The 17,894-nt window shown below is 68.7% G+C and carries 15 protein-coding genes, 1 pseudogene and 1 riboswitch; of the genes and pseudogenes, 8 read left to right on the top strand and 8 right to left on the bottom strand.

All coding sequences use genetic code 11. The features are described 5' to 3' along the window. Positions 1 to 55: 55 nt before the first annotated feature. On the bottom strand, positions 56 to 1,537 hold the full coding sequence (locus tag GKZ92_RS19195; protein ID WP_281430803.1) for an MFS transporter: 1,482 nt from the start codon (positions 1,535 to 1,537) through the stop codon (positions 56 to 58). Positions 1,538 to 1,817: 280 nt separating this feature from the next. Here GKZ92_RS19195 and GKZ92_RS19190 point away from each other — a divergent pair, with 280 nt between their 5' ends. Together GKZ92_RS19190 and GKZ92_RS19185 are read left to right on the top strand one after the other, a co-directional pair. Beyond that, positions 1,818 to 2,834, top strand: a complete 1,017-nt coding sequence (locus tag GKZ92_RS19190; protein ID WP_081474296.1) for an Lrp/AsnC family transcriptional regulator — start codon at positions 1,818 to 1,820, stop codon at positions 2,832 to 2,834. A 77-nt stretch (positions 2,835 to 2,911) separates the two neighbouring features. Further along, positions 2,912 to 4,228: a ClC family H(+)/Cl(-) exchange transporter gene (locus GKZ92_RS19185; protein ID WP_155225526.1), complete on the top strand. Its 1,317-nt coding sequence runs from the start codon at positions 2,912 to 2,914 to the stop codon at positions 4,226 to 4,228. On the opposite strand, the gene GKZ92_RS19180 is transcribed toward GKZ92_RS19185, so the two are convergent. From GKZ92_RS19180 to GKZ92_RS19170, 3 genes are read right to left on the bottom strand one after another with little or no spacing between them, the layout of a single operon-like run. Next, a complete protein-coding gene (locus tag GKZ92_RS19180) occupies positions 4,225 to 5,055 on the bottom strand; it encodes an ABC transporter ATP-binding protein (RefSeq protein WP_075862542.1) in 831 nt (276 codons plus the stop codon). The genes GKZ92_RS19185 and GKZ92_RS19180 overlap by 4 nt on opposite strands. Then, complete coding sequence (locus GKZ92_RS19175) at positions 5,052 to 6,191, bottom strand: FecCD family ABC transporter permease (RefSeq protein WP_155225525.1); 1,140 nt, start codon at positions 6,189 to 6,191, stop codon at positions 5,052 to 5,054. The genes GKZ92_RS19180 and GKZ92_RS19175 overlap by 4 nt, the downstream gene beginning before the upstream one ends. Beyond that, positions 6,188 to 7,231: a FecCD family ABC transporter permease gene (locus GKZ92_RS19170; protein WP_006357047.1), complete on the bottom strand. Its 1,044-nt coding sequence runs from the start codon at positions 7,229 to 7,231 to the stop codon at positions 6,188 to 6,190. The genes GKZ92_RS19175 and GKZ92_RS19170 overlap by 4 nt, the downstream gene beginning before the upstream one ends. A 173-nt stretch (positions 7,232 to 7,404) precedes the next feature. Between GKZ92_RS19170 and GKZ92_RS19165 the strand changes: the two genes are divergently transcribed. Continuing rightward, positions 7,405 to 7,911, top strand: coding sequence for a hypothetical protein (locus tag GKZ92_RS19165; RefSeq protein WP_006357046.1), 507 nt, complete (start codon positions 7,405 to 7,407; stop codon positions 7,909 to 7,911). A 75-nt stretch (positions 7,912 to 7,986) separates the two neighbouring features. Here GKZ92_RS19165 and GKZ92_RS19160 read toward each other — a convergent pair whose 3' ends face one another. Beyond that, complete coding sequence (locus GKZ92_RS19160) at positions 7,987 to 9,384, bottom strand: FAD-dependent oxidoreductase (RefSeq protein WP_155225524.1); 1,398 nt, start codon at positions 9,382 to 9,384, stop codon at positions 7,987 to 7,989. A gap of 190 nt (positions 9,385 to 9,574) precedes the next feature. Beyond that, positions 9,575 to 10,600 (bottom strand): ABC transporter substrate-binding protein, encoded by a 1,026-nt coding sequence (locus GKZ92_RS19155; protein ID WP_035754573.1) that lies wholly within the window; start codon positions 10,598 to 10,600, stop codon positions 9,575 to 9,577. A 134-nt stretch (positions 10,601 to 10,734) separates the two neighbouring features. Between GKZ92_RS19155 and GKZ92_RS19150 the strand changes: the two genes are divergently transcribed. Genes GKZ92_RS19150 through GKZ92_RS19140 form a run of 3 tightly spaced genes read left to right on the top strand, consistent with a single transcriptional unit; the run spans position 10,735 to position 12,949 of the window. Further along, positions 10,735 to 11,325 carry an Rv0361 family membrane protein gene (locus GKZ92_RS19150; RefSeq protein WP_035754575.1) on the top strand — a complete coding sequence of 197 codons (591 nt, stop codon included), beginning with the start codon at positions 10,735 to 10,737 and terminating at the stop codon, positions 11,323 to 11,325. After that, positions 11,322 to 11,735, top strand: coding sequence for a rhodanese-like domain-containing protein (locus tag GKZ92_RS19145; protein WP_006357042.1), 414 nt, complete (start codon positions 11,322 to 11,324; stop codon positions 11,733 to 11,735). Before GKZ92_RS19150 ends, GKZ92_RS19145 begins: the two co-directional genes overlap by 4 nt. Then, positions 11,699 to 12,949: an O-succinylhomoserine sulfhydrylase gene (locus tag GKZ92_RS19140; RefSeq protein ID WP_006357041.1), complete on the top strand. Its 1,251-nt coding sequence runs from the start codon at positions 11,699 to 11,701 to the stop codon at positions 12,947 to 12,949. The genes GKZ92_RS19145 and GKZ92_RS19140 overlap by 37 nt, the downstream gene beginning before the upstream one ends. A gap of 32 nt (positions 12,950 to 12,981) precedes the next feature. On the opposite strand, the gene GKZ92_RS19135 is transcribed toward GKZ92_RS19140, so the two are convergent. Continuing rightward, entirely contained in the window at positions 12,982 to 14,517 is a 1,536-nt protein-coding gene (locus tag GKZ92_RS19135) for an MFS transporter (RefSeq protein ID WP_035754577.1), read from the bottom strand. A gap of 101 nt (positions 14,518 to 14,618) precedes the next feature. Continuing rightward, positions 14,619 to 15,698, bottom strand: coding sequence for an isochorismate synthase (locus GKZ92_RS19130; protein ID WP_035754670.1), 1,080 nt, complete (start codon positions 15,696 to 15,698; stop codon positions 14,619 to 14,621). 112 nt (positions 15,699 to 15,810) lie between these two features. Beyond that, a riboswitch (SAM riboswitch) is annotated at positions 15,811 to 15,926 on the top strand. 17 nt (positions 15,927 to 15,943) lie between these two features. Between GKZ92_RS19130 and GKZ92_RS19125 the strand changes: the two are divergent. Next, positions 15,944 to 17,296 (top strand): annotated as a pseudogene (locus GKZ92_RS19125) (aminotransferase class V-fold PLP-dependent enzyme). Then, positions 17,293 to 17,745, top strand: a complete 453-nt coding sequence (locus GKZ92_RS19120) for a hypothetical protein (protein ID WP_155225523.1) — start codon at positions 17,293 to 17,295, stop codon at positions 17,743 to 17,745. The pseudogene GKZ92_RS19125 and the gene GKZ92_RS19120 overlap by 4 nt, the downstream one beginning before the upstream one ends. The last annotated feature ends 149 nt before the right edge of the window (positions 17,746 to 17,894 follow it).

The raw sequence follows: 17,894 nt of genomic DNA, 5'->3' as shown, positions 1-17,894 counted from the left end.
ACATTGCGGCAGTTGATTCCGGAATCCGGAACCAGCTGCCGCAAGTCCTCGGTGATCAGTGGGAGGCGTCTGCCCCGGGCTTGAGCATCACCAGGCACAGCACGGCGGCTGCCGCAGTGAGGATGCCCGAGAAGATCAGGCACAGCTGCATACCGTCGAGGAAGGCGTCGCCCACGGCGTTCATGACAGTCGGGGTGTCCGCGCCGAGATCGAGACCTGTCACCGCACCGAGGCCCTGACCGTCCACCGCGTCGACGACGCGCTCGCGCATCTCGCCGTCGACACCCGCGTCGGCGAGCTGCCCGGGCAGCGAGTCCACCGCGCCCGCGGTGAGCAGGGCGCCGAGGACGGCCGGACCGAGCGCGCCGCCGACCTGACGGAAGGCGTTGTTGCCGGCCGCCGCCATGCCCGCAAGCCGATAGGGCACCGCGGAGACCGCGGTCGCGGTCATCGGGGCCATCACGAAGCCCATACCCAGGCCGAGGACGACCAGGCGCCACCCGATCGCGGCGAACGAGGTGCCGGCATCGATGGTGAGCAGCGCGAACTGCGCCGCCGCGACCGCGGCCAGACCGCCGCCGATCAGGAAACGCGCCTGAACCTGGTGCATCATCTTGCCCGCGAGCGCACCCACGATCATGGATGCGCCGTTCATCAGCGCGAGGCGCCAGCCGGCCTCGATGGTGCCGAGCTGCTGCACCATGCCGAAGTACATGCTGAGCACGAAGATGAAGCCGATCAGCGACAGGAAGCTGATCATCGCGATCAGCGTGGTGACGGTGAAGGCGCGGCTGCGGAACAGTGCGAGGTCGAGCATCGGGCTGTCCGAACGGCGCTCGACCGCAACGAAGGCCGCACCTGAGAGAACCGCGATGATCAGGGCGGTGATCACGCGGGGGTCGCCCGGTCCGTTGACGCCGGCCTCGATCACGCCGAAGACCAGTGCGGTGACCGCGACGGCCGCGGTCACCTGACCGGGCCAGTCGAGACGTCGGGTGTGCGGGGCACGCGACTCCGGAAGCGCCGTCAGGGCGATCGCGAAGGCGGCGACGGCGAACGGGATGGGCAGCACGTAGATGAAGCGCCAGCCCATGTTCTCGGCCACCGGTCCGGCGATCAGCGGACCCACGGTGAGCGCCAGCATCAGCGACGAGGCCCAGATGCCGATGAACTTTCCGCGTTCACGGAAGTCGGGGACCGCGTGGCTGATGAGCGCAAGGGTCGTCGGCAGCAGCGCGGCGGCACCGGTGCCCGCCAGGGCCTGTCCGACCCACACGAACTCGATCGACTGCGCGGAGAGCGCGACGACGGCACCAAGGGTGGACAGCACGAGACCGGTCAGATAGACCTTGCGGCGGCCGTGGACGTCGCCGAAGACGCCGGCGGTCAGGATGAATGCCGCCATCGGCAGCACGAAGGCGTCCTGCACCCAGGACAGCTGCGCTGTCGATGCGCCGAGGGCGTTGCCGATCGCCGGCAGGCTGACCGCGACGCTGGTGATGGGCAGGTAGGCCACGAAGACGCCGAGGCAGGCCATCACGATGGTGGCCGTCCGGTGCTCCGGGGGAGCGGGAAGGGTGGTGGACGTGGTGGTCACGCACTCTCGCTTTCGATGTCGGGGGTGACCGGGCACGGCCCGGTGATCGGACGCGACCACGGGTCGTCGTCTCGGGAGGGGCCTCGGCGATGCGATGGTTGCCGCGCGATGAAGCGCAGAACCCAATTGTCCGGTGCACGTGTACAAAAACGGCAGCCGGATCACTCTGTGCGGAACATTTGTCGGTTGAGGTAATGATCACGCGTAGTATTCCTCCATGATGGACGACACCGACGGAACAATCCTCCGCGCTCTCCAGGTCTATCCGCGGGCATCGTTCCGCCTGCTCGGCGAGGTCGCCGGGATCTCCGAGCAGACCGCGGCGAGGCGGTATCAGGCCCTGCGTCGCGCCGGGGTGACCAGAGTCGTCGGCGTCGTCCGGCCGGCGGTGCGTGGCGATGCGGAGTGGGTGGTGCGCGTTCGGTGCCGTCCGGACCGGCTGGAACCGCTCGCCGCGTCCCTCGCTCGGCGCCGAGATGTGGTCTTCGCCTACGTCGTCTCCGGCGGAACCGAGATCGTCTGCATCGTCCGGGCACCGATCGTGGCCGTCGGCGACGATGCGCTGCTGGCGGCGCTGCCGTCGCGTGCGGCGGTCCTCGACCTTCGCGTCGATCTCCTGTTGCACGCATTCAACCCGGGTTCGGCGTCGAAGTGGACCGGTTTCGGCGGGTGCCTGCCGGAGGAGTCCCGGGCGCTGGTGGCCGCGGCGGCCTCCGGTGCCGCCGGTGTCGAGGAGGAGGCGGTCGACGGCGGGGCCGTCGAGAACGCGCGCCTGACCGACGACGACGCGCCGCTCATCGCCGCGCTGACACAGGACGGCCGTCTGCCGCATCGGGAGCTGGCACGTGTCTGCGGGTGGACGGTGGGGCGTGTGCGTCGACGGTTGCGGACGCTGGAGCAGGGCGGCGCACTGCAGTACGACGTCGAGATCCTGCCCGAGCGACTGGGTTTCGATCTGAGTGCCACACTGTGGCTCGAGGTGTCGCCGGGCGCGATCGATGCGGTGGGTGAGGCGGTCGCCGCGCACGACGAGGTGGCGTTCGCGGCCGCGATCAGCGGCGAACACAACCTCATGGTCTCGGTGATCTGCCGGAACGCCGACGATTTCTACCGCTATCTGCGCACCAGAATCGGTGCGATGGAAGGGATTCTTGGCTACTCGGTCAGCATCCGTGTCCGGCGGCTGAAGCAGAACGCGTCACTCGTGGTGCAGGGGCGGCTGATTCAGCCCGTCTGACCCCGATTGGCCTCGGTGACACGAATCTGCCGTTCGGAAGTACCGGCTGGGGGCGTGGTGCACGGTAACTTCCTTCTGTGACCTCGCCGACGACCGACAACCAGGGCCTGGTGCGGTTGTGCGTGCTCGCTGTCCTCGCCGGCTGCGTGACCGGCGTCCTCGGCGGGGCTTTCCGGTGGTGCCTCGACCATCTCAACCGGTGGCGGTTCGAGATGCTGGACTGGGCGGACGGTCTCGGCGCCCCGGGATGGTTCATCCCGGTCGCGGTGACAGCCGCGGGCGCGGCCTTCGGGGCGCTCGTCTCGCACCTGGTGCCGACCGCGGCGGGTAGCGGCATCCAGCATGTGGAGGCCGTCGAACGTGGTGAGGCGGAGCCGGCGCCGCTACGTGTCATCCCCGCACGATTCTTCGGTGGACTGGCCGCGATCGGTTCGGGTCTCATCCTCGGGCGAGAGGGCCCGACCGTGCACATGGGTGCCGCCGTCGGCTCCGAGACCGGACGCCGTGCCGGACTCGACCAATTCGACCTCCGCGTCATGCAGACCTCCCTCAGCGGGGCCGGCCTCGCGGTCGCCTTCACCGCGCCGGTGGGTGGCGCGCTCTTCGCGCTCGAGGAGGTGACGCACTCATTCCGGCTGCGGGTGGTCATACCGACCATCCTCGCAGTCGCTGCTGCGGTGGCCTGCGGTCACGTGATCCTCGGCGACCGGCCCGACTTCCTCGTCGGCGTGGTGGCCCCACCCTCGATCACCCTGCTGCCGGTGTTCGTGGTCTTCGGTCTGCTCAGTGGCCTCGTCGGGATCGCCTACGGGAGAGCGGTTCTCGGCGCGATCCAGGGGGTACGCGGGATCACCCGCGTTCCGGCGATCGCGAAGGCCGCGATCATCGGTGCGATCGTCGGCGGGCTGATGGCCATCGACACCGATGCCGCCGGGGGCGGAGACAACCTGGCGCAACAGATCTTCGACGGCTCGGTGGTCCTGCCGGTGGTCGCCGCACTGTTCATCGTCCGGTTCGTCGCCGGACCGTTGTCGTACGCCGCGGGCACCCCGGGAGGTCTGTTCGCGCCGATGCTCGCGCTCGGTGCGCTGTGGGGTGTCCTGTTCGCCGCGGGCCTCGACGCCGTGATCCCGCAACCGGATTCGACGCTGCGCGATGCCCTGGTGCTCGCGGGCATGGCCGCACTGTTCGGTGCGGTGGTCCGGGCGCCGCTCACCGGCATGGTCGTCGTGATGGAGATGAGCGCGACGACGACGGTGGCGGTCCCCATGCTCGCCGCGACCGCGGCGGCCGTGCTCGTGGCACATCTCTCCGGGACCCCGCCCGTCTACGACTCGCTGCGGGAACAGATGCTCGCCAACGACGCTTCCCGCGAACGGGATTCGGGCGCCTAGAAGGTACGCGTGTGCGCGCCGAGCGGCACGATCAGCGGTCCGCCCGAGATCGGGTCCGTCATCACATGTGCTCGCAGGCCGAAGGCTTCGTCGAGCATCTCGGCGTCGATGACCTGGGCCGGGGCGCCCGTGGTGACGATGGCGCCGTTCTTCATGACCACCAGTGAATCGCTGTAGCGGGCCGCGAGATTGAGGTCGTGGAGGACCATGACCACGGTCTTGCCGTGATCGTCGCGGAGACGACGGACCAGGTCGAGGACGTCGATCGAGTGTGCGAGGTCGAGATAGGTGGTCGGCTCGTCGAGCAGGATGAGGTCGGTGCCCTGCGCGAGCGTGAGCGCGATCCAGACCCGCTGGCGCTGACCGCCGGAGAGCGCGTCGAGGGTACGGTCGGCGAGTTCGAGGGTGTCGGTCATCTCCATCGCCTCGGCCACCGCGGCCTCGTCGGCGGCGGTCGCCTGCTGGTACCACCGCTGATGCGGATGCCGGCCCCGACCGACCAGGTCGGCGACGGTGAGACCCTCGGGCGCCACCGGGTTCTGGGGCAGGATCGCCAGGGTCCGGGCGACCTGCTTGGGCCGCACGTGCGCGATGTCCTCGCCGTCGAGGAACACGGTGCCCGCCTTTGGCGGCAGCAACCGGGCGAGGCATCGCAGGAGCGTCGACTTGCCGCAGCCGTTGGAGCCGATGATGGTCGTGACCCGACCGTCGGGGATGTCGATGTCGAGACCGTCGATCACCACTCGCTGGTCGTAGCCGACGGTGAGTCCGCTGCCGCGAAGCCGGGCCGTCGTCTGCGGGGCGTTCTCGGTGGGGGAGATGGTCATACGGTCGCCTTCCGGGACATCGCGATCATCAGGTAGATGAGGAACGGTCCGCCGATCGCGGCGGTGACTATGCCGACGGGTAGGCCGCCGGGCAGCACAGTGCGGCACAACAGATCTCCGCCGAGCACGAGGGACGCACCGACCAGGCCGGACAACAACGGCGTCGGAACCGCGGTGCGGGCCAGCCGCAGCGCGATCTGTGGGGCGAGCAACGCGACGAAGGCGATCGGTCCGGCGGCTGACACACACAGCGCACTGACCAGGACCGCGGTCAGCAGCAGTGTCGTGGACACCGCGCCGGTCCGGACGCCGAGTCCGCGTGCGAGATCCGGTCCGAGGCTGAGCATGCCGATCTGCCGCGAGAACACGACGATCACCACGATCCCGAAGACGACCCCACCGACCACCGGCCAGACATTGGACCAGCCCACGTTGGCGACCGAGCCGACCAGCCACACCTGGGCACGCCCGACGTCGCGGATGTCGGCACGGGTGAGCAGGAAGTTGGTCAGCGCCTGCAACATCCAGGTCATGCCGACGCCGATCAGCACGAGGCGGAACGGGTTGATGCCGCTGTTCGCCTTGCGGCCGGGCCAGGCGAGCACGTACATGAGCGCCGCGGTCAGGAGGGCGCCGATCATCGCCGACGCCGGGACGCCGAGGTCGCCGAACCAGCTGCCCCAGCTCGTGGTCGAGAAGGCGATTGCCGCGACCGCCGCCGCACTCGCACCGGCGGTGATGCCGAGGATGTCCGGGGTGGCGAGGGGGTTCTGGGAGATCAGCTGGGTGATGGAGCCGGAGAACCCGAGCCCGATGCCCACCAGCAGGCCGACGAGGGCCCGGGGGAGCGCGACGTCGAAGACGACGACGTTCTCGATGCGGGTGCCGCCGCCCAGCAGGATGCGCGCGACGTCGATCGGGGTGAGAGGGAAGTCGCTGACGCCGACGCCGGTCAGGAACAGCACCACCGCGAGTGCCGCCGAGACGAGCGCGACGACCAGCATGCGCGGACGCACGACGAACGACACCGGCTCGATCGCGAGGCGGTAGCCCCCGGGATGCGGGGCGACGCTGCGGGTACGTGCTGCGAGGCCACGAGCACGGGGCTCGGGCGTCTTCACGTCGGAGGAGTTCATACGGTTGCCAACCTCTGCCGACGGACCAGGAAGATCAGGAACGGAGCGCCGACCAGGGCCAGCATGACGCCCACCTGGACCTCACCCGGACGCGCGACGACGCGGCCGAGGATGTCGCAGCCGACGAGGAGTATCCCGCCGAGCAGTGCCGAGTACGGAATGATCCAGCGATAGTCGGCGCCGACGAACGCACGCGCGATGTGCGGTACCACCAGTCCGAGGAACACGATGGGCCCGCAGGCCGCGGTGGCGGCGCCGATCAGCAGAGTGATCGTCAGGATGCCGAGCGCGCGGATGAGGATCACCCGCGAGCCCAGGGCCTTGGTCATGTCGTCACCGAGGCTCAGGACATTCAGGAAGAAACCGCTCGCCAGCGCGAACACGAGTCCGACGCTGATGAACGGCAGGCTCGCCCAGAACACGTCGATGCCACGGCCGGCGGTCGAACCGACGCTCCAGAATCGCCACTGGTCGAGCGAGTTGGTGTCGACGAGCACGATCGATGATGTGATCGCGGTGAGCATCGCCGTCAGTCCCGTTCCCGCGAGGATCAGGGTCAGCGGACTCGAGCCGCTCAGTGCCGACAGCCCGAAGACGACGGTCGCGGCGATGATCGCGCCGAGCAGTCCGAAGAACATGAAGGCGACGGGGCTGGTGATCCCGAGCAGGTAGATCCCGGCCACGACCGCGCACGCGGCTCCGGCGTTGACGCCGAGCATGCCGGGATCGGCGATGGGGTTGCGCGTGTGTCCCTGGGTGATGGCACCGGCGGCGCCGACGGCCAGACCGGCGAACAATCCGAGCAGGGTTCGCGGGACGCGGAGATCCCAGACGATGCCGTCGACGTCGGTGTCCTTGGTGATCTCCGGCAGCCGGAGATCGAGGAGGGCGGCCCAGACCTCGGTGATCCCGGCGGCGAAACTCGTCCACACCTCGTCGAGCGGGACGGGGCGGGTACCGAACAGCACGGAGGCCACGACCAGCCCCACCAGAGCCGCGACCAGCACGGGAATGCCGAGAACACGAAGGGAGCGGCGCACGAAGGGTTACCTTACCAACGCTGGTCGGCGACTCTCGCGGCGCGGCACCGTGGATGTCGTTCGGGTAACGAAAGACCGCACCGGAGTTAGTGGAGGCTGTGTCTTCGGTAACACTGCGATGAGCTCGGATCGATATGCCCAGTGTTTCGAGGGTTCTGAAAACAGGAGGATCGATGAAGTCATTCAAACGGGCCGTTGTCGGAGTGTTGGCTGCGGGAAGCATCGCGGCGGGCACACTCGTGGGTGCCGCGCCCGCGCAGGCCGCCGTCCCCAACCTGCAGATGACGGGTGGGGTCTACTGCCAGTTCGGAGCCCCGGGTACCCCGTGGAACCAGGCGTGGAGCATGACCCGGTTCATGCGTGTCACGGCGCGTGACGGCGATTTCCGCAACGTCACCCTGCAGGAGAGCGGCGGCGCGACGAAGTTCAAGCCGCTGCTGAAGAAGAACGAATCCCTGCTGATCAAGACCACCTGGTTCGGCTGCTTCCCGTCGTCGATCTCCGGGTACGCGATCTCCGACTACGCCGAGAACCTGACCGACAACGTCGGCTTCTGGTGGAACGTGCGACGCATCGACAACCCGTTCGACCGGTTCGGCACGGGCTCGTCCGCGTCGGCGTCCGCGCTGACCGGCGGCGGCAACACGGTCAAGGGAGTGCCCACCATCCCCGGGCGCTGAGTCCGTAGAGAACAGACGACGAGGGGCGACCGGTGAGAACCGGTCGCCCCTCGTCGTCGATCTCCAGAGGTCGTCTCAGGCCGACGGCCGCGCCACCTTGTGGGGCTCCGACGCGGCGAGCATGTCCTCACGCTCGACGACCTTCACGCGCTCGCGGCCCTCGGCGGCACCGAGTGCGCGCTCATGCTCGTCGAGGCGGTACCAACCGTCCCACGTGGTGAACGGGATGTTCTTCGACTCGAGCAGCTCGATGATGGCGTCCTCGGCCGGAGCGGCGGGCTCGAGCAGCTTCTCGGCCTCCATGTCCTTGAGGATGCAGTCGACGGTCTCGTTGGCGTCGCCCTTGGTGTGGCCGATGAGACCGACCGGACCACGCTTGACCCAGCCGGTGGTGTAGACGCCGGTGAGCTGCTCACCCTCGTCGAACACGCGTCCGGCCTCGTTGGGGATGACCCCCGCCTGCGAGTCGAAGGGGATGCCGGGCAGGTTGTCCGACAGGTAGCCGACCGCACGGTAGACCGCTCCGACCTCCCAGTCGGTGATCTTGCCGGTGGGCTTGACGTTGCCGGTGCCGTCGAGCTGGGTGCGCTCGGTGCGCAGGCCGACGACCTTGCCGTTCTCGCCGAGGATCTCGGTGGGGCTCTCGAAGAAGTGCAGGAAGAGCTTGTGGATCGCACCCTGCTTGGGCTCGCGGATCGCGTAGTTCTCGATGATCGTCGCGACCTGGTCGGTGATCTTCGAGCCGCGGCGGGCGACGGTCGAACCCTCGTCGTAGTCGATGTCCTCGGGATTGACGATGACCTCGATGTTCGGCGAGTGGTCGAGCTCCTTGAGCTCGAGCGGGGTGAACTTGGCCTGCGCCGGTCCGCGGCGACCGAAGACGTGCACCTCGATGGCCTTGTTGGCCTTGAGACCCTCGTAGACGTTGGCCGGGATCTCGGTGGGCAGCAGCTCGTCGCCGGTCTTGGCGAGAACGCGCGCCACGTCGAGGGCGACGTTGCCGACGCCGATGACGGCTACCTTCTCCTGCTCGAGCGGCCAGGTGCGCGGGAAGTCGGGGTGGCCGTCGTACCAGGCGACGAACTGCGCGGCGCCGTAGCTGCCCTCGAGGTCGATGCCCGGGATGTCGAGCGCGCGGTCGTCGGTGGCGCCGGTGGAGAAGATGATCGCGTCGTAGTGCGACTTCAGCTCGTCGAGCGAGATGTCGGTGCCGTAGTCGACGTTGCCGAGCAGGCGGACCTGCGGCTTGTCGAGCACCTTGTGCAGCGCGGTGATGATGCCCTTGATGCGCGGGTGATCAGGCGCGACGCCGTAACGGATCAGACCGAACGGGGCCGGCATACGCTCGTAGAGGTCGATGCTGACGCCGCGATCCTTCACGGTGTCGGACTTCATCAACGCGTCGGCGGCGTAGATCCCGGCGGGACCCGCACCGACGATCGCAACCCGAAGCGGGCGGCTGTTCTCGCTCATGGAGTAGGTGTCTTCCGTTGCTCGGCGCGCCCCGCCACAGGAACCGGATCCGAAACCCTTGATTCTGGTGTCGACACGCTTGGATAAGGCCTATCCCTTCTACGGTAGGCGCTTGGTGTCCACTCCCAAAATTAGCTGTGAGGTAATCCTCACTTCTCGACGTCATCGCGATGACGCGGTGCGACGCGCGTCAGCGTGAGCCGGCAGCTTCGGCGAGGGGTCCGACGGCCTGATCGGCCACCCACGGGATCGTCAGCAGGGTCGGCACCGACATGGCACTGCCGACCTCCTGCGGCAGGTAGGCGACCCGTCCCGAACGCGCCACCTCGAGCCGGGTGAACGCCGGGTTCGACCGCAGCTTGTCGTTCGAACCCTCCCAGTCGACGGCGACGACGATGTCGGCCGCGTCGAGCCGGTCGAGGCTCTCGGCCGGTAGTTCGCCGTAGAACCCGCTGGTGATCGTGTCGCGGAGGACCGGCGGGAACGTGAGGCCGTAGCCCGCGACGGTCTGCGCCCGGCCGTCTTCGGGTCCGTACACCGAGACCCCGCCGGTCGGGCTCGCGGTCACCACGACGGCGGTCTTGCCCGCGAACTGCGGATTCTTCGCCCTGATGCCCGCGAGGAACGCCTCGGTCTCGGCGATCTTGCGCCGGGCGAGGTCGGGTTGCCCGATCGCGGTGCCGATCTGGATGGTCTGCGCATTCCACGGCACCTGCCACGGCTTGTACTGGGCGGGGCGGAGGATGGTGGGTGCGGTCTTGGTGAGCAGGTCGAACTGGTCGCGGGTGGGATCGGCGCCGACGGCGGTGATCAGGTCGGGGCTCGTGGCGAGCGCCTTGGGGATCTCGTTCCCGAGAGCTGCCGAAGTATTGGCGAGGACCACCGGTTGCGAGTCGCCGATCAGGTCGGCGTTCCACGGCGCGGTCGCCTGGTCGGGATCGGCGAACGGGGCGATCGTCGTCGGCATGACGCCGAGGGCGAGCAGCGTGTCGCCGTCACCCACGCCCAGCGCGGCGATCCGCGTGGGTGCCTTCTCCACGACCGCCGGGGCGTAGGCCTGCTGAACGGTGACGGGAATCGAGCCGGTCTCGGGAGCCGGGACGGACGCGGAATCGTCGGCGACCTTCTCCTCGGGAGCGGCGCAGGAGCTCACCACGAGGGCCGCCGCGGTCGCCGCGAGCACGATTCCGGACAGTCGATGGGGAAGCGGACGCATGTGGTTCCTCGTCGGTCGGCGTTAGGTTAGGCCCACCTTACCGAGCGCGGATCAGGTGCCCGCGCGATTCGACGCGATGGCGGCCGGAGAATCCGGACGGAGGTCACACCCGGCCTGTCGTTACACTTCGCGCCATGGCCAAAGCTGCAGGCGGGGGCCCCGACAAGCCCTCCGGTAAGGGTGCCGCATCCGGGAACACCTCTCGGGGCGCCGCGTCCTCGAAGAAGTCTGCCCTCGGCAAGGCGACATCGAACGACGACGTCGACGCCGCCCTCGTCGAGGAAGGGCCGCCGAACTGGAAGAACGCGTGGCCGTTCTTCGTGGCGGCAGGTGTCGTCGCGTTCCTCGTGCTGGGGATCGTGCTCTCGAGCATCTCGCGGCCGCCCGAGGAACGCGTCAGCGACGACGCGCGTGTCCAGTACGCCATCAACGACCTCTACACGGCGAAGAACGGCCCGAACTACGCCGAATATCGCGCCAACACCTGCGATGCCGACCTGGACAAAACCGGTTTCCCCTCCGAGGCGCAGTTCGTCGCGGAGAACCAGGCGTCGCTGGACCAGAACGGCCGCATCGAGATCCCCGAGATCACCGACCTGGTGGTCGACGGTGACCGGGCGACCGCCAAGGTCCATTGGCACTATAAGGACAAGGCCGATGCCAAGCAGGTCGTGGAGACGATCGTGGTGCGCGAGAACGGCGAATGGAAGGTGTGCTCCTCATGACCTATGCCGGCGACCTGACCCCGCGGGAAGCGTGGGAGAAGCTCGAGAACAATCCCGACGCGGTCCTCGTCGACTGTCGGACGCAGGCCGAATGGTCCTTCGTCGGCGTCCCCGACCTCGAGGTGCTCGGCAAGCGGACAATCTTCGCCGAGTGGACGACGTTCCCCGAGGGGCGCCGGAACGAGCAGTTCGTCGAACAGTTGCGCGGCGCCGGGGTCACCGATGACCACGAGGTCATCTTCCTCTGCCGCTCGGGGCACCGCTCGATCGGTGCGGCCGAGGCGGCGACCGCCGACGGAATCGGCAAGGCCTACAACGTGGTCGACGGGTTCGAGGGTGCCCTCGACGAGAACGACCATCGAGGTGCGTCGGGATGGCGCGCCGAGAATCTGCCGTGGAGGCAATCGTGAGTCCTGATTTGTCCGTGGGTCGTGAACTGCCGGAGGGTCTTTCACCCGACACCATCGCCGTCCGCGGTGGCCTCGCCCGCTCCGGCTTCTACGAGACCACCGAGGCGCTGTACCTGACCAGCGGATACGTCTACGACTCCGCCGAGGCCGCCGAGCGCGCCTTCACCGGCGAGGACCAGCGGTTCGTCTACTCCCGGTACGGCAATCCGACGGTCCACATGTTCCAGGAGCGGCTGCGTCAGCTCGAAGGTGCCGAGGCCTGCTTCGCGACGGCCAGCGGCATGGCCGCGGTGTTCGTCGCGCTCGGCGCCCTGCTCAAGGCCGGCGACCGGCTCGTCGCCGCCCGCAGCTTGTTCGGCTCGTGCTTCGTGGTGTGCAACGAGATCCTGCCGCGCTGGGGTGTCGAGACCGAGTTCGTCGACGGCGAAGACCTCGAACAGTGGGAGCGTGCACTGTCGAAGCCGGCCGACGCCGTCTTCTTCGAGACCCCGTCCAATCCGATGCAGACGCTCGTCGACGTCGCCAAGGTGTCCGAACTGGCGCATGCCGCGGGCGCGAAGGTGGTGCTGGACAACGTCTTCGCGACCCCGCTGCTGCAGCGCGGCCTCGATCTCGGTGCCGACGTCATCGTCTACTCGGGTACCAAGCACATCGACGGCCAGGGTCGCGTCATGGGCGGTGCCGTCCTCGGCACCAAGGAGTACATCGAGGGCCCGGTGCAGCAGCTGATGCGCCACACCGGCCCGGCGCTGAGCCCGTTCAACGCTTGGACCCTGCTGAAGGGCCTGGAGACCATGCGCCTTCGTGTCGACGCCTCGGTGGCCTCGGCGCTGCGCATCGCCGGGTTCCTGGAAGCCGACCCGCGGGTCCGCTGGGTGAAATACCCGTTCCTGCAGTCGCATCCGCAGTTCGAGCTGGCCAAGAGCCAGATGTCCGGTGGCGGCACCGTGGTGACCTTCGAGCTCAACGACCACGACGGCATCGACGGCAAGAAGCGCGCCTTCGAGGTCCTCAACGCGCTGCAGGTCATCGACATCTCCAACAACCTCGGTGACTCCAAGTCGCTGATCACCCACCCGGCCACCACCACGCACCGCGCGATGGGGCCCGAGGGGCGTGCCGCGATCGGTCTCAGTGACGCGGTCGTGCGCCTGTCGGTCGGGCTGGAGGGCATCGACGACCTGCTCGCGGATCTGGATCAGGCGCTCGGCTGAGCCCGCGCACGAGGCTCTCCTGCCCATGCCCATCAGGCCGCCCGGGCGGGACGCTCATGACGGAACCTGAGTGCGGCCAGCGCGACCGCGATGGGCAGGACACTGACGGTCAGCATGGTGAGTCGCACGGCGTCGGAGAAGTCCGCTCCGAGGTCGAGGCCGCCCACTTGCTGTAGCAGGTTCGGGTCGTATCCGACGCCACCCGGGCTCCGCGCCACTGCGCTACGCGCGGCGTCGACGGCCTCTTGTCCCTGTGTCACCGTCAGGCCCCGTTGTTCGCTGTCGGCGAGCCATTCACGCTCGAAGAACACATTCAGGAGGAGCAGGTACACGGTGGGCCCGAACGCGTAGCCCGTCATCCCGAAGGCCGTCTGCACCGAGGCCACTGTTCCGGACTGCCCACTCGGCGCATGCGAGAGCACCGTCTCCGACACGGATGTGGAACTCACCATCGACCCGAGGTTGTACAGCCATACGGACATCACGAGCAGCCAGAGCGCCATGATCGGGCTGACCGTGCCGGCCATCAGCAGCCCGGCGGCCGCCATGGTCGCGAGACCGGCGACCATCACCGGTCTCGGCGAGAACTTCTCCATCAGACTCCCGGACATGATCAGGGCGCCGGCGATCAGCAGCGAGCCGGGAAGGAACAACAGTCCGACCGTCTGCGGTGACAGCGCGAGCACCTTGCTGCCGTACTGCCCCAGGACGATGCTGAGCCCCGCGATCAGGAAGTTGAGTGTGAAGGCGGCGGCGAGCGCCACCGTGAACGTCCGGTTGCCGAACAGCGACAGGTCCAGCGCCGGTTCGGGGGTGCGCCGTTCGTGGCGGACGAAGAGCACCGCGCCGACGACGCTGACGAGTAGCGGCAGCCAGGCCTGGGGCCGGAGGACACCGTTCTGGGCGGCCGCGAGTCCGATGACGAGGGTCAGGAGTGCCACCCCGATCAGGACGATGCCGATCACGTCCAGCTTCGCACGCTCCTGACGTGGCGACTCCGGAACGAACTTCGCCGTCAGCAGCATCGAGACCACGGCAAGCAGTGGTGCGACCAGGAACACGAACCGCCAGCCGAGACCCGTCACGGCCCAGCCCGTCAGAGCGGGGAGCGCCCCGCAGAGAACCATCTCGATGGCGACGAAGATGCCGATGGCCTTCGGTCGCTGCTCTTCGGTCACCGATGTTTTGAGGAGGGCCAGCGATACCCCGAGCAGGGCCGCCATGCCCAGGCCCGCCGCGACGCGCATCGCCAGGAGAAAGCCATACCCGGGCGAAAGCATGGCGAGCACATCGGCGACGGCGACCACGGCCAGTCCGGACATCAGGAGTCGTCGGAGTCCGATCGAGTCGCCGAGATTCCCCGCGCCGAGGACGGACGCGGCCATGACCAGCGTCGACATTCCACCCAGCACTCCGACAGCAGCGGGCGGGACGTCGAGTTCCCGGCTCACCTGCGGCAGATTCAGGCTCAGCACCAGCGGATCGACGGCCGTGATCGTGAAGGCCAGGGACAGCGCGAAGATGATCGGCAGAATGCTCTTCCGGGTTGTCGACCGCTCCGCAGGCATCCGCTACGCCTCCCTGGCCCCTTCGCCCCGACGTTCATCGACCATAACGCCGACCTTCGTGGTCGGAGGCGAGATCGCGGGAGGGCGTGCTCACCGGAGGGTCAGTTCACGATGTCCGCGAGGGGGGTGCCGAGCGCGTTGAACACGGTCCGTAGTTTGAACTGCGTCTCGTCGAGTTCCGCCTGCGGGTCGGAGTGTTCGACGATGCCGCCGCCCGCCCAGGTGCGCAGACTCCGACCGTCGGCGGCGAGTTCGGCGCACCGGATGGCGACCATCCATTCGCCGTCGCCCGCGGCGTCGCACCACCCGACCGCGCCTGCGTAGAAGCCACGATCTCCCTCTACGTCTCGAATGATCTGTGCGGCAACGTCACTGGGGGTGCCGCACACTGCGGGGGTGGGTCCGAGGAGTAGTGCGAGGTCGAGTGCGGTGGTCGCCGGGTCGCGCAGCGTCGCGCGGATCGGGGTGGCCAGATGCCACATCTCGCCGGTCGACTCGAGCTGTGGGGTCGACGGCGCGTCGACGTCGTCGCAGAGATGTCCCAGGCGCTCGCGCAGATGATCGACGACGAAGGCGTGCTCGGCGAGGTCCTTTGTCGAGGCGGCCAGTTCGGCGGCGGTCGCACGGTCGACGACCGGGTCGGCGGATCGTGGTGCCGAACCCGCGTAGGGATGACAGGTCACCGTCGATCCCGACTTGCGCAGCAGTGCTTCGGGACTCGCGCCGAGCAACCACGAGCCCGAACCCGTCGCGGCGCCGAGGTCGACCGCGAAGGCGTTGTGGTCGGCGTTGCCGCCGGCGAGTGCGTCGAGGAATTCCGCCGGGCGGATCTGTTCGTCGAGCACCAGGTCGACGCTGCGTGCGAGCACGACCTTCCCGACGTCGCCGGCGACGATGCGCTTGACCGCATGTGCGATGCGCTCGCGGTGCTCATCCCGGGCCGGGTGGCTCACGGTCGACACCGCTCGCCGTGACAGCGGCCCGGTCCCGGGCAGCGGTGCTTCGCCGGTCCGGAGCCGGACGGGGGCGACCAGCGCCGCGGGGTCGCGGAGGTCGAAGGGGATCGCCCCGGTCAACGCCCCGACCTCGCCCGCCCGCAGTGCGGCGGATGCCTCGTCGACGTCGGTGAACGACCGGACCACCCCTTCGCCCCGCACGGTGCCGTGCGGGCGCGACAACACGAAGACCTCACTCGATGCCACGACAGCCAGGGTACAGGTAAGCCTGTCCTAACTAGGAATCGCGGTGAATCTAAATTGACACCCTTCGCCGGGATCCGCGAACCTTGTCGCAGGTCATGAGTGCCAGTGACAAAGCCCCGGCTCGCTGGTCGGCAACCCTCCTCCACGGTGGGGTGCTCCGGGTGACGACCTGGCTGCGTTCGAACCCGAACGCGGCAAGTGTGGATTCTCGAGGAGCTCTTGTCATGACTGCTGTGCTTTCGGCACCCGTCACAACCGTCCGCCCGACCCCTGCCGTGGTGTCCGCCGCCATCGCCGACCGGGCACCCTTCATCCCCGCGCTGGCGCCGGTCGTCGGCGCGGATGCGCAGGTTCCCGTCGCCGCCGGACACCGCGTCGGCTACGCCAATCTCGACTACGCGGCGAGTGCCCCGGCGCTGGCGTCGGTCGCCGCGCAGGTCGCCGGGGCCCTCGGCGAGTACGCGAGCGTGCACCGCGGCGCCGGCCACCTCTCGCAGGTCACCACCCGCCGGTACGAAGCCGCCCGCGAGACCGTGCGCGGCTTCGTCCGCGGCCGCGTCGACGACTCCGTCGTCTTCACCCGCAACACCACCGACGCGATCAACCTCGCCGCCCACATCACGCCCGGCGACGTCGTGGTCCTCGACATCGAGCACCACGCCAACCTGTTGCCGTGGTGTGCGCCGAAGGACGGTCGCAACCGGGCTCGCGTGGTCACCGCCCGCGCCACGATCGAGGACACCCTCGTCGCGATCGAGGCGGAGCTCGCGTCCGAGCCGGCGTCGCTGCTCGCGGTGACCGCCGCGTCGAACGTCACCGGTGAGGTCCTCCCGATCAGCAGGCTGGCCTCGATCGCCCATCGCCACGGCGCACGCATCCTGGTCGACGCGGCGCAGCTCGTCGCACATCGCCCCATCTCGATCGTCAGCCACGGTATCGACTATCTGGCGTTCTCCGGTCACAAGGCCTACGCCCCGTTCGGCGCCGGCGTCCTGATCGGACGCTCCGACTGGTTCGACGCCGCCGACCCGTACCTCGCCGGCGGGGGAGCGACCGCCGACGTCGAACTGGGCGGTGAGGAGAGTTCGGCCGGGACCACCTGGCACACCGGCGCCGCCCGCCACGAGGCCGGTCGCCGAACGTGCTCGGCGCCGTGTCGATCGCCGAGGCGTGCACCGCGCTCGCCGAGCTGGGGCCGGAGGCCATCGGCCTCCACGAACTACGGCTCTGCGAACGGCTCGACGCCGGCCTCGCCCGCATCGACGGCGTACGTCCCCTGCAGATCTTCACCGATTCGAAGGACCGCGTCGGCATCGCCGGCTTCACCGTCGACGGCTTCGCCCCGCGGGCCGTGGCCGAATACCTGAGCAGCGAGCACGGCATCGGGGTGCGGGACGGCAAGTTCTGCGCCCACCCGCTGCTCAAGCGACTCGGTCATCCCGAAGGGGCCGTCCGCGCGAGCTTCGGTGCGGGCACCACCTCTGACGACGTCGACCGCTTGCTCGACGCGCTCGGCACGCTCTGCGCCACCACCGACCACCGACCGACCAGAACTCGACGAGGGGTACCCCGCATGACCATCCAACTCGACACTCCGCGCAGTGCCGTCACCATCGGCCGTCCCGGCTTCCAGGTCGCGATCGCGGGAGATGTCGTCGCCCAGACCTTCCCGATCGTCGTGCGTCGCGAGACCCTGCGGGGGGCCCAGCGAGCGCGCTCGCTGCTTCGGGCCGGCACCCACGACCAGGCGAACTTCGTCGTCGCCCTCGAGGTCGAGGTGGCCATCGCATCGCACGCGGCATCGGCACGCGCCGCCGTCGCACAGGCCGGGGCCGCCACCGACAACTCGGACACCATCCGCTATGTCGGCACGACCCACGGCCTGATCACCCTGCTGCGTGACATCTACGCCGCCGAGGTCGCCGACGCGGTGATCCTGGTCCCGATCGACGGGTCGGCCACCGACAGCCGAATCCGCGAGCAGGTGCTCCCGGTCTTCGCCGAGGCGCGTCACCGGGTCGCCTAATCCATCAAGGCTTGCTGCGCTCTCGTGTCGTGGGGCATGTCGAGCATCTGACTGGCGAACCTCATCTCGACTGACAGACGTCGATCGACGTCTGTCAGTCGAGATGACAACGACCCGTGGTCGGGCTTGCCGCAAACGCCGACCGCCGA

Origin of the sequence: Gordonia sp. 135, from assembly GCF_009720185.1 — a bacterium.
Classification (GTDB): domain Bacteria; phylum Actinomycetota; class Actinomycetes; order Mycobacteriales; family Mycobacteriaceae; genus Gordonia; species Gordonia alkanivorans.
The sequence above is the reverse complement of the archived record's forward strand: the minus strand, read 5'-3'. Positions and strand labels throughout refer to the sequence as shown.

What these genes read in the sequence shown, in the direction of transcription:
- GKZ92_RS19195 (WP_281430803.1), bottom strand. Translation starts at nt 1,537, where the DNA reads ATGGCCTGCCTCGGCGTCTTCGTGGCCTACCTGCCCATCACCAGCGTC.
- GKZ92_RS19190 (WP_081474296.1), top strand. Translation starts at nt 1,818, where the DNA reads ATGGACGACACCGACGGAACAATCCTCCGCGCTCTCCAGGTCTATCCG.
- GKZ92_RS19180 (WP_075862542.1), bottom strand. Translation starts at nt 5,055, where the DNA reads ATGACCATCTCCCCCACCGAGAACGCCCCGCAGACGACGGCCCGGCTT.
- GKZ92_RS19175 (WP_155225525.1), bottom strand. Translation starts at nt 6,191, where the DNA reads ATGAACTCCTCCGACGTGAAGACGCCCGAGCCCCGTGCTCGTGGCCTC.
- GKZ92_RS19165 (WP_006357046.1), top strand. Translation starts at nt 7,405, where the DNA reads ATGAAGTCATTCAAACGGGCCGTTGTCGGAGTGTTGGCTGCGGGAAGC.
- GKZ92_RS19160 (WP_155225524.1), bottom strand. Translation starts at nt 9,384, where the DNA reads ATGAGCGAGAACAGCCGCCCGCTTCGGGTTGCGATCGTCGGTGCGGGT.
- GKZ92_RS19155 (WP_035754573.1), bottom strand. Translation starts at nt 10,600, where the DNA reads ATGCGTCCGCTTCCCCATCGACTGTCCGGAATCGTGCTCGCGGCGACC.
- GKZ92_RS19150 (WP_035754575.1), top strand. Translation starts at nt 10,735, where the DNA reads ATGGCCAAAGCTGCAGGCGGGGGCCCCGACAAGCCCTCCGGTAAGGGT.
- GKZ92_RS19145 (WP_006357042.1), top strand. Translation starts at nt 11,322, where the DNA reads ATGACCTATGCCGGCGACCTGACCCCGCGGGAAGCGTGGGAGAAGCTC.
- GKZ92_RS19140 (WP_006357041.1), top strand. Translation starts at nt 11,699, where the DNA reads ATGGCGCGCCGAGAATCTGCCGTGGAGGCAATCGTGAGTCCTGATTTG.
- GKZ92_RS19135 (WP_035754577.1), bottom strand. Translation starts at nt 14,517, where the DNA reads ATGCCTGCGGAGCGGTCGACAACCCGGAAGAGCATTCTGCCGATCATC.
- GKZ92_RS19120 (WP_155225523.1), top strand. Translation starts at nt 17,293, where the DNA reads ATGACCATCCAACTCGACACTCCGCGCAGTGCCGTCACCATCGGCCGT.